Annotated in this window: 9 protein-coding genes; 1 reads left to right on the top strand and 8 read right to left on the bottom strand. The window is 44.1% G+C overall.

The genetic code is table 11. The annotated features are described in order from the left end of the window. Positions 1-104: 104 nt before the first annotated feature. The 7 genes from AACX68_RS12960 to AACX68_RS12990 form a co-directional block, all read right to left on the bottom strand. The gene (locus tag AACX68_RS12960; protein WP_228859426.1) at positions 105-404 is read right to left on the bottom strand and encodes a hypothetical protein; all 300 of its coding nucleotides are present in this window, start codon (positions 402-404) and stop codon (positions 105-107) included. 9 nt (positions 405-413) lie between these two features. Beyond that, positions 414-953, bottom strand: coding sequence for a LemA family protein (locus tag AACX68_RS12965; RefSeq protein ID WP_339389340.1), 540 nt, complete (start codon positions 951-953; stop codon positions 414-416). A 1-nt stretch (position 954) separates the two neighbouring features. Then, positions 955-2040: a hypothetical protein gene (locus AACX68_RS12970; RefSeq protein ID WP_228859428.1), complete on the bottom strand. Its 1086-nt coding sequence runs from the start codon at positions 2038-2040 to the stop codon at positions 955-957. Between the two features lie 24 nt (positions 2041-2064). After that, positions 2065-2628 (bottom strand): LemA family protein, encoded by a 564-nt coding sequence (locus tag AACX68_RS12975; RefSeq protein WP_228859429.1) that lies wholly within the window; start codon positions 2626-2628, stop codon positions 2065-2067. Between the two features lie 23 nt (positions 2629-2651). Beyond that, positions 2652-7625 carry a DNA repair ATPase gene (locus AACX68_RS12980; protein ID WP_228859430.1) on the bottom strand — a complete coding sequence of 1658 codons (4974 nt, stop codon included), beginning with the start codon at positions 7623-7625 and terminating at the stop codon, positions 2652-2654. 95 nt (positions 7626-7720) lie between these two features. Beyond that, complete coding sequence (locus AACX68_RS12985; RefSeq protein ID WP_339389341.1) at positions 7721-9943, bottom strand: flotillin family protein; 2223 nt, start codon at positions 9941-9943, stop codon at positions 7721-7723. 178 nt (positions 9944-10121) lie between these two features. Further along, on the bottom strand, positions 10122-10757 hold the full coding sequence (locus tag AACX68_RS12990; RefSeq protein WP_228859432.1) for a ubiquinone biosynthesis protein UbiH: 636 nt from the start codon (positions 10755-10757) through the stop codon (positions 10122-10124). A 529-nt stretch (positions 10758-11286) separates the two neighbouring features. Between AACX68_RS12990 and asd the strand changes: the two genes are divergently transcribed. Further along, complete coding sequence (gene asd, locus AACX68_RS12995; protein ID WP_228859433.1) at positions 11287-12393, top strand: aspartate-semialdehyde dehydrogenase; 1107 nt, start codon at positions 11287-11289, stop codon at positions 12391-12393. 464 nt (positions 12394-12857) lie between these two features. Here the strand turns inward: asd and gyrB are convergent, their stop codons facing one another. Beyond that, positions 12858-15272 carry a DNA topoisomerase (ATP-hydrolyzing) subunit B gene (gene gyrB / locus AACX68_RS13000; protein WP_228859434.1) on the bottom strand — a complete coding sequence of 805 codons (2415 nt, stop codon included), beginning with the start codon at positions 15270-15272 and terminating at the stop codon, positions 12858-12860. Positions 15273-15287: the final 15 nt, after the last annotated feature.

Consider the following 15287-nt stretch of genomic DNA (forward strand, 5'->3'; position numbering starts at 1 on the left):
GATTCGCATCACTCAGTCCATTTTGGGATTTTTTTGATTTGGCGATTAATCAGATCGCAAAAATTGGACTGAGTTCCCTTCAAGTGATCTACTATTTTGAAAGCTTATTTAAAAGCAATAAATAAAAAACAGCTTAGAAAAATGATTGTACTGACAAAAAACAGGTGTACACCACCTATCCCTAAAAATAAAAGTATACTTAATATACCGAGGTTAGGGAAAACCCCCAGAGCAATTGTACCCGCAGCAATATTAGATAAGACTCTTAAAATAGGGATTCTTTTCAAAATACCTAAAAAAAGTAAAGGAATAAGCATACCAAAGGTAGAAATAAAAATGATAAATACCGGACCTTGCACAATACTATCGGCAAATCCAAACAGATTGAAAGGGATGGTCAGCATGGAATATCCTCACTCGCCGATTGTATGGGAATTAAGCATGGTGCGTGGTTTATAACCCAGAATTTTAGCGAATATCAAGTTGGGTAATGTTTGTATTCCGGTATTATACAAGGCTACACTTTCATTGAAAAACTCACGGCGATCAGCGATTTTTGCTTCCAGCAAAGTTATACGTTTTTGTAATTTATTCAGATTATTTATTGCCTGCAATTCAGGGTAATTTTCTGAAACTGACATAATCTGTTTTAAGTAATCAGTGATTTGATTATTAATAACTATTTTTTGTTCGACTTGATGATGATTTAAATAGAGTTCTCGTGATTGAGTTAATTTTAGTAGCAGATATTCCTGATGTAACATGACTTTTTCAACAATATTCACCAATTTGGGTATTTCGTTGGCCCTTTGCTGTAAAAGTACATCAATATTGGCAAATGCTTTTTCAGTATAGTTTTTTAATGCAACCACTTTATTGTAGGTATCCATCAGATAGTAAAATAAAAGAACTGACATGATAATAATGATAAAAGCTGAAATGATAACATTCATTTTAAAATAACCAGCTGAATAAAGGCGATTTGTTAAACATAATCGTTAGTTTTTGTTCGTGATACTCATAAGGGATAGTTAAAATAATCGCAATTAAAAATACTGCGGCCAAACTGAAAACCAGAGCCGATCTGACCAGTGGACGATGTTTATTCCAGTGTGTAACAGATTCAACTCGTGAGGCTGCCAATATGTTATTTTCGATATCTTTTTGAATAACGATTTGGTTGCCTTTTCCGGGGATGTTTTTTTCAGTTGCAGCACCAATCAGCATGATCATGTCATGATTGAATATTGCCCGTTCAACATAGCGAACCTTGTTTTTCTCGTATTTTAGGGTAGGTGGCAGAGAGACTAATGATAAATCATGAGTAATAACAGCGACTGAGCCTGTTTCATCCTGAATATTGAAAGGCGCACAATAAGTTTTATCAGTAATGGTTTTATAATATGTTTTTCCTTCGGAGTCCTTAGTTTCTTTATACTCCGCATAAAGGTAAGCAATACACTTCTTTTTGCTCAGTGGTGCGGTAACTAATCGCTGTTTTTCTGCAATTGCTCTCCCTTGTACTTCAACTAACCCCATTGCCATTGAACCTATCTTGGATGTGGGGAGTATTTGTTGCAGTTTGAAAAACTGTTTTTTGGGTGTTTTTTCTCGCCAAATTAAAATTAAGGCAGTGGCAAAAAATATGGCAAACAATCCGAAGGTGATGAGATTATCTAATAAATTCATTGCGTAATTTATACCAATAGCTACAGCAGTTAATATTAATTGAATGATCGTTTTTAAGACCGTTGTTTTACCTTGTCTTATATCATTTTTCAGGCTGATAATATGAAGTAGAATATTCCAGACTTTTCCAGCAAATGCGGTCAGGATAAGTGAAATGAAGAAAAACCCAAATACGTACAATATGTTATCTTCATTAAGATAAGTTATGGTGCCCGCTAATAAACAGCTGATTGCTATTGTTATAGCCCTCCATTTAAGCGTAATTTGAAAGTCAAAAATCAATGATAATATGAATAAAGTAGTACCGCTCAATACGGCACTAAAAACGAGTGCCATGATAATCGTAATCATCTATTTCCTGTTTTTTTATTCTGTTTAATCGAATTTAATTCCATTGTATTTTATTTCTTCCGCTGAAATTTCCAGCAGGGGAATAGATTGGTATTGCAGGGCTTTTGCCACGATAAGAGCAGGAAAAACCTGAATACCAATATTGTAGATTGTCACTGTATCATTAAACGTTTCACGGCGGCGGGCGATTTTATCTTCAACGTCGCTGACGGTTTTCTGAAGTTCGATAAAACTTTTACCAGAGATTAATGTGGGATAATTTTCTGATATCGCAAACACTGTTTTTAGGGCGTTAGTCATTTGGTTGGAAGCATCGATTTTTTCAGGTAGTGAACCTGCAGTTAAATAATTCTGTCGGGCATGACTGAGGGCAGTAAAAATTTCATTTTCATGCTGCATGGCTTTATTAACTATCGAAACTAACGCAGGGATCTGATCGGCACGCTGCTTCAGGATAACGTCTATATTGGCAAAAGCGTTGTCTACATTGTTACGTAGTAGAACCAAACGGTTATACAGTGAGATCCCTGTGCTTATTAGCCCAGTCATCAGGAGAAAAATTACTATAGCAATAATTATTATTTCCACATTATTTCCTTTATAAACTCTTTTTAGTGAGTTCCTAATGCCTGAACACTCTCAACCAAATCAGCAAGCTGCGCTACAACCCGATCGCCTACATCGGCGTTATCGCCACCTAATGCTTTATTGCGCATAAAATCACGCTTTATCTGCTGCCAGCGCAGCTCTTGTTCTGGTGTCAGGGTGCCACGAAGTTCTGCCAGTTTAAGTAAGTTTTCTTCTGCTCCACTGGTCAGTAGTTGTGCTTCTCCTAAATAGTGATCATCCAGAATGCGCTGTATTTCGGCTTCATTCATGACCGCAGAAACTTTTTCACTGAGTTTATTCATATTGCGGTAACTGCCCTGTAGTTTGAACGGTGGTTCTGTCCGGTATTTGTCTGACTGGGCGGCACTGGCAATATATTGCTGGTTAACTTTGAAAACGACACTTCTCATGATTAACAGCCGTTCAAGGATTGCAACGATTTCGGTAATTTCAGCATCACTATATGGGTAACTTAAGGCATTGCCGGAGAAGGGCTTGCCCATTGCTTTATCGATAAACAGGTAAAGATCGTTCATATCGCGCAATGCCAGCGGAGCCAATACCGGGTTTGACGTCAGGCTGTTTTCGATATAGCTCAGTGTGAAGGCCTCTTCCATACCGCCCAGCACTTCACCGAGGTTATAAATATCGGCACGGTTTGCCAGCATATCAGGGATTTTGAATAGCTCACCGGATTCGGTATAGGGGTTACCGGACATAACGACACAGAATTTTTTACCGCGCATATCGTAAGTTTTGGTTTTGTCTTTCCAGACACCTTCTATACGCCGTGTTCCGTCACACAGAGAAATAAACTTTTGCAGAAATTCAGGGTTGGTATGCTGAATATCATCAATGTACAGCATCACGTTATTGCCCATTTCCAGTGCCAGATTCAGCTTTTCCAGCTCCTGACGGGCTGTCGCATTCGGTGCCTGAGCAGGATCGAGAGATAGTACATCATGCCCTAATGCCGGGGCGTTAATCTTCATGAAGATCAGGCCAAGACGATTGGCGATGTATTCCATTAAGGTGGTTTTACCGTAGCCCGGCGGGGAGATCATCAACAACATTCCCATCAGGTCTGTTCTTTTACCTTCGCCGACAGCACCCATTTGTTTGGCAAGATTATCGCCGATTAATGGCAGATAAACATCGTTGATCAGTTTGTTGCGGACAAATGAACTCAGTGGTCGCGCCTTGAATTCATGCAGCTTTAGGGATTGGCGCTGCTGATTCAGGACACTCTGACGTAATTCCTGATAATGATGATAAGCGGGGATAAATACCCTGCGCTGTTTTCTCATGCGGCAGAAATAGTCATCAAGGCTGAGAGTCAGCTTCTGGTTAATGATGGAAGGATGTTCGCCAATTAAATCGGTGACAGTAAAGTGCAGATCAACTTCGCTGAAGCGGACGTTCAGCGATTTATCCAGCACGGTCAGGGAGACAGCTTCCGAAATATAATCTTTTAGTGGCGCAAATTCGGCTAAGGAGCAAAGCCCGTTCAGCCAGTTCTCCACCAGCGTCCAGCGTTGAGCAAAGCGCTGGCCGAGATTCTGCTGTGAATGAATGAAATCACTCCACATATGCGCTTTTTCCAGCGCAGATTGCAGGCCTTCCAGCAAGGTTCGGGCATATTTACTGAAAGTAAATTCTACTGTCATGCGACTTAGTACCAGACACAGATATTCAGCGGCCTGTGTTTGCTGATAGGGTTCACATTTAATTGGATAGCGTTCAAGGAACAGGCTTATTTCTGCTTCTATTTCGGCTTCCAGATCCCGTAAGCCGGCATCATTACGGAACAGTTGATAAATATTGGTGCAGGTGCGTGCGCGTTCCGGCCATAAAGAGGGTTGCTCTTCTTGCTGAACTTGCTCCCAGAACAGAAAGGCAATTGCTCTGGCATGGGGGGTGAAACGCAGAAGATCGGCACTTTCCCCTACAGGAATGAGTTTGCGCAGAATGGCAATGGCATCATGATCATGAATCCCTTTTTCATAGCCTTCTTTATAACGGGGAGCGGCAAAATCACGTACGGTTTTTTCCAGCATATCCGGCTGGCTAATCAGGGATTTTAGCCCATCCAGTGTTAATCCGGCCTGCTCTTTGCTGGCTGAGTAGATAAGTGAATAAGCAAGGTATTCAGCCCGATAGACTGAGGGTGATTCAGATTCAAGGGAAATCGCCCAGTAGGGTTTCAATGATTCAAGTTCCGGGCTGTTTATCGGCTCCTGATAATCTGTGCCTGTTAAATGCAGATATAATTTGTCGCCTCGGGGCAGGATGGTCAGATCCAGTTCCTGTGTATTCACACTGAAACGGTGACGAGGCCCAAGTTTGATAATATTGCCGCCATCTTCGTAGATATCTTTTTTATCCCGCAGACTGCGGATCGCCTGATCGCGGGCAGCCCTGAATTTGGCATCAATATCATCCGCTTTAACACTGTCTTTCAGTTCACGCAGACGCCCGATAATTTCACGGGCTTTCAGCGACAGGGTATCAGCAGCAAAGAAGGCGTTCAGTTCATCAAGAGAAGAAAATTTGGCTGTTCTGCGATTAATGCTGTCCAGTAAGCGTTCTGCCGCAACCTGTAAATTCTGAGTCTTGCGCTGGCGCTCATCCAGCAGCGATTGTTTATGCGTTTCAAATGTTTCCAGCAACTCTTCGCGTTTATCCAGAATGTCATTCAGGAATTCATCGTGGTCACTGAACTGGCTTTCAAGTTCTTCGAGCTGAACTAACAGGCGTGAGAGCTGTTCTTCACAGCGTTCGGGGTCAGTGGAAAGTGTCAGGGCGTTGGTGATCCCCTGACTGAACAATTTAAATTGAGCACTAAATTGTGCGACGGATTCAACCGCGCCTTTTTCTTTGCGGCGCTGTTGTAATCTGGCTTTGGCCTGATTCAGTAGTGCGTAAATTTCAGAGATGGATTCAATAATATGCGTTTGCTGGGTTGTATCTTCAAATTTCAGCGAAGCCATCAGGTTTGACAGCATATCCAGATCGGCTGACATTTTCTCCATGCCCGCCAATGGTTCTGTCAATTGGGCGCTGTTAGCCGCTTCCTGTATTTGCTTATCCAGTATTTGTAGCTGGTGATTGAAGGGCTGTAATGCTTTGTCGCTGGCGAGAAAATCTGCGGTTGCCAGTGAAATACGTTGTTGACTGTCAGCCAGTTGTGCTTCCATTTCATCAAGGCGGACGAGATCAATATAACGGTGGTCACGCAGGGTAATTAAGTGGCCACGCTGGATACTCAGCTTGTTTAAGGCATCAATATATTGCTGAGTTTCAGTCCAGCTTTCCGGCAGCATGGCAATCATCAGCTCTTTTTGATGCGATGTGGCCTCATTCATCGCCCGGACGGATTGACGACGAATACTTTCGACTTTTTCGTATTCATCCAATACGCGTTCGCCGGTATTGGCGATCTCTTTGAGAAGTGCGGCAATATGCAGGCTTTGTTCGTCACTTTGCCACTTTTCGTCACTTAGCCAATAGTAGATATCCACCAGACGGCGGGTATCCTGACAGAGTTTTTCATAAAGCTGAGAAGAGATCTGCTGTTGTTCAATTTCCTTAGCGATATGGTAAAGATCGGAAATTCCCCGCACCAGTTCAGCATTGCCGATACGCCCCAGAAAGCTGTTTTTTGCCGGTTGGCGGGCGGCATATTCGTCAGAATAGAAAGGGGTTTGCCAGATTTGCATCGGATGGATGCGTGTTGGCTCATCTGACTGGCCTTCGAACAGTACCATCTGGCCATCTTCCAGCATGGCATAACCGTGCCCGAACAGTGGGTTTTGCAGTTTACGTTCGATAAGGTTGTAATTGAACAGTGCCAGCCGACCGAATTTTGGCTCATAGAAGATATACATAACATCTTCGCCATTCGGGGAGCGGCGAACCCGCCTGAAACGCATTCCGTCCATGGGCTGATCGAAGGTTTTGTACTCGCCGTTTTGCAGGTAATAGCCGCCGGGGAAAATAATGCCGTGATCTTCCGGTAGCTGAATACAAGCCAGACCAATGGCATCAATGCGTTGTACCGTCTGAGTCAGCGTGTTGTAAACCAGATAACGCCATGTATCCTCGCGATAAGGCAGAATTTTCAGCAAGACCAGACTGCCGGTCTGAGCATATTCGATCTGCGCATCATCCAGCGATTGGGTTTTATCCAACACCGCTTCACGATAAATACCCAGCCCATCTTCGGTATTATTTTCACATTTGATGGTCAGATCGCCACCAATCGTTTCCACAAACACCGTATCGAGAATGTTCATATGTGGATAGCGACCATGAACGGTATTTTCCCGTGTTGTTCGCTGCCATTCAAAATCATAGGCCGGAGGCAGGGCGATATCTCGTTCACCGCGATTATCGATGTACCTGATTTCGGTTTTATCGCTGGAGATTGCCCAGCGGAATACGCGGATATCGGTGATCCGCTCACCAATCTGAAAACTGGCAAGGAGTTTGCCGTCCCGCTCAACCAGCTCCAGTAATTGGGTGTTTTTATAGTAGGTATAGAGTTCGTGGAAATCCTGCACAAAGCTGGTGATATTAAGAAACGTGCCTGTCAGCGGAACGGATTCAACATCATATTCATCATTTTCTTTTTTCAGTTTGTACAGGGAGAAAACATCTTCGACCCGTGTTTCTTTTTTCAGGCCAAGGAAAACATTATAGCCAAACAGCAGCCAGTCACCGACGCGGACAATATCCCTGGCAACGCAGTTATTTTCTGTGCGGATACGGATACGACCAATAATATCTGTCTGGTTTTTGCCAAATTCTTCCAGACGACGGTTATTCAGCAGGCTGACTTTTTCGTGGAGCTGCTGGCCCTGTTCAGACAGACGATTGCGTAAGATATCATAGGCTCCACCTTCAGCGACGGCGTTATCCAACAATTCCTGTTCGCGGGTGTTTACTTGATTATCATTCAGTTGGCTATCTGACATGGCGTAAGTGTTTCCTTGCTTTATGAGATTAATTCGGGTTTCAGGGCATGTGAATTACCCACCGGCACGATTGCCGTGGCGGTGGGTATGACTGATTACTCTTCGGAATTATCTTTATTCGGGCTTTTTGGAGTCTGATCTTTTTGATTGCCACTGAACATATTGACCAGAGACTGGACTTCCGGGTTTTGCAGCAGGGAGTTGAAATCCAGTTTTTTCTCACCGACTTCTTTTTCCATAAATTTTTCTACAATGCCTTTATCGCCTTTACCTGTCAGCAGCTTATCAACGGCTGATTTGACTAATGGGCTTTTGTCCACCACGCCATTAATGGCTTTGCCGACAGTAAGCGCTTTGGAGAAGGTATTGAAGAAACTACCGTCGCCACCCACGATATCAATGTTGGTTTTGCTGAGCGCCGCTGCCAGAACTTCTGCCTGCTCTTTGGCGATCTCTTTATTGGCGGCAATGGCAGACATGGCCTGCTCAAAGTCTTTCTCAAGACGCATACGGAACTCTTCGTGATCACGGGCAGTATCGTTAAGGTTGCCCATGGCAGTGAATTTATCGGTCAGACCATCCGCTTCTGCTTTCAGGCGCTGACGGATAACTTCAGCCTGTGCTGTACCCAGCTGGCCTTCACCGCGAGCCTGTGCTGTCAGTTTTTCTTCCAGTACTTTGGCATCCACCAGACCCAGTTTTTCTTTGGCGTGAGCTTGCTGCTCGTCACCACGGGCCTGAGCTGACAGTTTCTCTTCCAGAACTTTAGCTTCTGCCAGCCCTTGTTTTTCAGAGGCATCAGCCTGAGCTTCCATGACCCGCGCTTCAGCCAGACCTTTTTCCTGTGTACCACGAGCTTCTGCCAGTAATTTCTCGGCAATGATATTAGCCTGAACCAGACCTTCTTTCTCTTCTGCTTCGGCTTTAGCCTGACGAATACGGGCTTCAGCCAGACCTAAGGCGGCTTCTTCCGCTTCAATACCTTCAGCCATCCGTTTTTTCGCTTCAGACTGTTTAGCGGCGGCTTCGAGTTCTGCCTGTGCCATAGTGCTGATTTCCAGTGCTTTGTATTTTGCACTGTTCTCATCAGCTTCGGCTTGTTTCACCTGCCGAACCAGCTCCTGCTCTGCTTTGGCCTGAGCATCAATAATGGTGATTTGTTTCTTGCGATCAGCCTCAGAAACCATGCGCACTTCTTTAATACGCTCTTCTTCCTGCGCAACGGTTTTTTCTACTGCGACACGTTCACGAATGACGTTGGAGATATTTTTGCGCTCTTCTTCCAGTGCTTTCTCTTTTTCGATGCGCTGGAGTTCGACTTCACGCTCGCGGGAGACAATTTCCAGCTCTTGCGCACGAGTGACCTTTTCCATCTCAATGATCACGGCCCGTTCGCGGTTTTGTTGCGCCACCTCCACTTCACGCAGGCGGTTCTCTTCGCGAATTTCAATTTCCTGTTGGGTCTGAATGCGGGCCTGTTCTGCTTTCAGGCGTTCTTCTTCTTTGACTTTCAGCGTTTCGGCGGTTTCACGGGCACGAATGCTTTCAATTTCACGTTTCTGGCGGGCTTCAGCATCAGCCTGTTGGCGCTCTAAAGCAAGGCTGGCTTCGCGGGTTTCCACGTTTTTCTTCTGGATAGCCAATTCCTGATCCCGCTCTTTCTGGTTGGTTTCTATATTATGAATTGCCGTGATTTCAGTGATCTTACGGATACCTTCGGCATCGAAAATATTGTTCGGATCCAGTGAGTTTTTCGGCGTTTGTTCCAGATAATCAATGGCAACGTCTTCCAGAGCATAACCATTTAAATCTTTGCCAATCACATCAACGATACGGTCGCGGAAATTCTGGCGGTCTTCAAACAGTTTTGATAGTTCGAATTGTTTACCAACGGTTTTCAGGGCTTCTGAGAATTTTGCGCTAAACAGGGCGTTGACTGCGTTATGGTCAGAGGCGCGCTCAACACCGATGGATTTTGCCACTTTCAGAACATCTTCCGTGGTTTCATTGACGCGCAGATAGAAAGCAACCGTAATGTCTGCACGCAGGTTATCTTTACAGATCAGGCCATCTTTACCCCGACGATCCACTTCCAGCGTCAGCAGGGAGATGCGCATAAATTCTTTCTTATAAATAACGGGATAGACCAGTGCACCGGTGAAATGTACTTTGGGCTGAGCTGACATATCGTTAACGATCAGGGCGGTTCCCTGTGGGACTTTGATATAAAACGCTTTGAAAAGCCCAAAGAAACCCAGAATGACGATAATAATTGTCGCAATAATTATCAGGAAAGGCATGAAATCAGCCAAGTTAATATCTGACATGTGTATGTGTTTCTCCATTTTGTTTTAGGGCAAACATTGTCGAGCAAACCTGTTCGGGGTTAACGTAATTCCCCGGAGTTTAAGCTGCTATTCATCCATGACCGGAATGTAGAGTGAGGCATGTCAGATAGCAAAATTTACGGTACTGGATTGAGTAACAAGAACGTTGTCACAATCTGAATTCATCTTCACTGACGACGGTATAGCTGTTCATTGTGGCGTCATAGCTAATAAGGACGACACGATCCCCGCGGGCAATGCCATCACTTTCTGGTGCACGAATCTGCAAGATAAGGCTGGCACCATTGTTATTCATCAGTGCTTCGCCCCGTTGTTCGGTGACAATGGGAGAGCGGACTTCAGCGATTTTCCCGATTAAATTATCAATACTGTTGGAACGATTAAGTTTGGCGAGTTTCGGCTGTAACGGGCGCAGGAGCATGGTTGTCAGTAATAGGGCAATAAAACCAACGACAAATAGCACCACTGTACCAAGTAAGTAACGGATTAAATCAGTTTCAATGAAACGCAGCATTAAATGTTCGCTGAAATAGCCCAGCGGCCAGCCGATCAGAGTAATCAGTGTGATAATAATGGTGACGGGAATTCCGCTCAGGCCAAGTTTTGTTAACCATCCAGCCAGAACAGAAGCATCAGAGGCATCGAAACCATCTACATCGATATTCAGAATATCAATGTCTAATAAGCCAAACGCAGCACAAATCCAATAAAATAAAACAATAAGTAATAGCCCGCTGAAAATAACCACCGGGAAAGCTAAGCAGTTTTGTAAGAAAAGCTCCATTGGAATGCTATCTCTGGATGATAATAATTTTTAATAATACTCAATTAAATCAGTTTTCAAAATAACTGAATAGAGGAAGAGATAGTTTTTTTCAATCTTATTGTAATAATTGAAAATTGTTATTTATTTATGTTTTTATAGTGAAGGATAAAATAATTTATTTTCTTGATTGGTTGTTATTCTGTATGGAAATAAAAATAAGTGTAAGGATATTTAAGATATAAATTCAGAACGGAATATCATTTGATATAATTAATTATATAAATTATAAGTTAATTAATTATTTTTCTGTGGCTAATTATACGATACACAATGGATTTCAAGATGCGTTGCAGCCAACAAAGAGGCAACTTAAAAGACGAAGTGTATAGCTGAGAAAGGACTAAGATAAGCTGAAAAAATGAGGCGCTAACGCCACAAGCTGTTAGCCCTGTAGTGCATAAATTTACTTGCACCTTTTCACATATTTTGTCAGCTTTAGTGGTGTCAGGGGTGCTGACAATGACTTTTTTAAGACAGGGTAAAGATGATGAAAAATGTAGGTTTTATCGGCTGGCGTGGCATGGTTGGTTCAGTATTGATGCAGAGGATGATCGAGGAAGGGGATTTTAATGAAATTAACCCCGTCTTCTTTACCACTTCCCAATACGGGCAAGCAGCGCCGGAATTTACAGGTAAATCAGGTGTATTGCAGGATGCTTTTGATATTGAAGCACTCAAAGCACTGGATATTATTATCAGCTGTCAGGGGGGAGATTATACCAATAACATTTACCCTAAACTGAGAGCAACGGGCTGGCAAGGGTATTGGATTGATGCAGCTTCTGCACTGCGTATGAATGATGATGCTGTCATTATCCTTGATCCTGTTAACCATCAGCACATTCAGGACAGCCTGAATAAAGGCATTAAAACGTTTGTTGGTGGTAACTGTACTGTCAGCCTGATGTTGATGTCATTGGGTGGTCTGTTTGCTAATAACTTGATTGAGTGGGCATCAGTTTCAACTTATCAGGCAGCTTCCGGCGGTGGTGCTCGCCATATGCGCGAACTATTGACGCAAATGGGCATGTTGCACAATCAGGTTGCGGGTGAACTGCAAAATCCGGCTTCTGCTATTTTAGATATTGAAAAGCGTGTCACAGACTTTACCCGCAGTGGCACGTTACCGACAGATCAATTTGGTGTTCCGCTGGCGGGAAGTTTGATCCCGTGGATTGATAAGCAGCTGGAAAATGGCCAGAGCCGCGAAGAATGGAAAGGGCAGGCGGAAACCAACAAGATCCTGAACACGGGTAACAATATTATTACGGTTGATGGTCTGTGTGTTCGCGTTGGCGCATTGCGCTGTCATAGTCAGTCATTTACCCTGAAACTGAAACGAGATATCCCGATCCATGAAATTGAAACGCTGCTGGCTTCCCATAATGAGTGGGTTCGCGTTATTCCGAATGATCGTGAACTGACTATGCGCGAATTAACACCTGCTGCAGTGACAGGGACTCTGAATACTCCTGTGGGACGTCTGCGTAAGCTGAATATGGGGCCTGAATATCTGTCAGCCTTTACGGTTGGTGATCAGCTATTGTGGGGAGCAGCGGAGCCACTTCGTCGTATGTTGCGTATTTTGTTGTAAAATAATTTGATTATTATACACAATGAATTTCAAGATGCGTCGCGACGGCAAGGGAGTTCATCCCCGGGAGCATAGATAACTATGTGACTGGGGTGAGCGAGCGTAGCCAACAAAGAGGCAACTTGAAAGACGAAGTGTATAGCCAATGTGATAGTTGGAGTAACCCGCCAATAGAATTGATGCATGATAATATTGGCGGTGATTATTAAATACAAATTTTCCAAAAATAAGAATTAGAAGAACATTAATGAATATCATAATTATCAATGAATGCTTAAATTGCTTCATCCATTATGATTTCATTTTATAGTGGATAAATAAAAACCATTATTATCAGTTTTGTTTTTATTGAAAAGGCACTTATCTATTCTGATTTTTTTAATTTTACTGAAAATAATAAACTGGTAGGTTTTTTATATCATATAACCCAGATAACGGTTGTTATCTGGGTTAATAGATGAATATTAAATATCAATATTCGCTGCTTTCAGCGCATTCTCTTCGATAAATGCACGGCGAGGTTCAACCGCATCGCCCATCAGGGTGGTGAACAGTTGATCCGTTGCAATGGCATCTTTCACCGTCACGCGCATCATACGGCGGGTTTCCGGATTCATCGTGGTTTCCCACAATTGCTCCGGGTTCATTTCTCCCAGACCTTTATAGCGCTGAATAGAAAGACCACGGCGTGATTCTTTGCTCAGCCACTCCAGCGCTTGTTCAAAGCTGCTCACAGGCTGACGGCGCTCACCACGTTCAATGTAGGCACCTTCTTCAATCAGGTTGCTGATCAGTTCACCCAGTTTGCTGATACGACGGTATTCACCACCGTGGATGAAATCGAAATCCAGATTGTAGTTGGTATCAACACCGTGGGTACGGATACACAGAACCGGCTCATAAACCTGACGCTCGCGGTTTTCATGGATCTGATAGCTGTAAGTGCTGCCATGCTGCTCTTTATCATTCAGGCGAATAGTCAGGGCACTGACCCACTCTTCCACTTTGGTCTGATCGGTTAAGGTATCTTCTGTCAGCTTCGGATGATAGACCAGATTGCTCAGTAATGCCTGAGGATACAAACGCTCCATACGTTTGATGATTTTTTGCGCGGCATTGAATTCAGTGACCAGCTGTTCCAGTGCTTCACCTTTCAGCGCCGGAGCATGTGGATTGGTATACAGTGATGCGCCATCCAGTGCGATGGACATCTGATACGCTTCCATTGCATCATCATCTTTGATGTATTGTTCCTGTTTGCCTTTCTTCACTTTATACAGTGGTGGCTGGGCAATATAGACATAACCACGCTCAATGATCTCAGGCATCTGGCGATAGAAGAATGTCAGCAACAGAGTACGGATGTGGGAGCCATCAACATCGGCATCGGTCATGATGATAATGCTGTGATAACGCAGTTTGTCCGGGTTGTACTCATCACGGCCGATACCACAGCCCAGTGCGGTAATCAGGGTTGCCACTTCCTGTGAAGAGAGCATTTTATCAAAACGCGCTTTTTCAACGTTCAGGATCTTACCTTTCAGTGGCAGGATTGCCTGATTCTTACGGTTACGCCCCTGTTTTGCAGAACCACCCGCAGAATCACCCTCCACTAAGTAGAGTTCAGAGTGGGCCGGATCACGTTCCTGACAGTCAGCCAGTTTGCCCGGCAGACCTGCCAAATCCAGAGCACCTTTACGGCGGGTCATTTCACGCGCTTTACGTGCTGCTTCACGGGCACGGGCTGCATCAATGATTTTACCGACAACGGTTTTGGCATCGTTCGGGTTTTCCAGCAGGTACTCCACCAGCTTCTCATTCATCAGCGTTTCAACGGCGGTTTTCACTTCAGAGGAAACCAGCTTGTCTTTGGTCTGGGAAGAGAACTTCGGATCCGGAACTTTAACCGAGATAACGGCAATCAGGCCTTCACGAGCATCATCACCGGTCGCGCTGACTTTGGATTTTTTGTTGTAACCCTCTTTATCCATGTAACTGTTGAGGGTACGGGTCATCGCGGTACGGAAGCCCACTAAGTGAGTTCCCCCATCGCGCTGAGGAATGTTGTTGGTGAAGCAGTAAATATTTTCCTGAAAACCGTCATTCCATTGCATGGAAATTTCAACGCCGATACCGTCTTTTTCGGTGGAGAAATAGAAGACATTCTGGTGAATCGGGTTTTTATTGCGGCTCAGGTATTCAACAAATGCTTTGATTCCGCCTTCGTAATGGAAGAGATCTTCAGCATTGGTACGTTTATCAACTAAACGGATGGAAACACCGGAGTTCAGGAATGACAATTCGCGCAGACGTTTTGCCAGAATATCGTATTCGAACTCGGTGTTAATTTTGAACGTATCCATACTAGGCCAGAAACGCACGGTTGTTCCCGTTTGTTCTGTATCACCGACTATTTTCAGTGGTGACTGTGGAACCCCATGCTGGTAAGTCTGTTCGTGCACTTTGCCGTCACGACGGATAGTCAGTTCCAGTTTTTCAGATAAGGCGTTAACAACAGAAACCCCTACGCCATGCAGACCGCCGGAAACTTTATAGGAGTTGTCATCGAACTTACCCCCCGCATGCAGCACGGTCATGATGACTTCCGCTGCTGAAACACCTTCTTCTTCGTGTATGCCGGTAGGAATACCGCGGCCATCATCCTGTACAGAAACAGAGTTATCTGCATGGATAGTAACAACTATTTTGTCACAATGACCTGCGAGGGCTTCGTCGATAGCGTTGTCAACAACCTCGAAGACCATGTGGTGCAGGCCAGTACCATCATCGGTATCGCCGATATACATGCCTGGACGTTTACGAACAGCATCCAGCCCTTTTAATACCTTGATACTTGAGGAGTCATATGTATTCGACATCAACGTTTCTCGCTT

It is taken from the genome of Xenorhabdus sp. PB61.4, assembly GCF_963894935.1.
Classification (GTDB): domain Bacteria; phylum Pseudomonadota; class Gammaproteobacteria; order Enterobacterales; family Enterobacteriaceae; genus Xenorhabdus; species Xenorhabdus stockiae.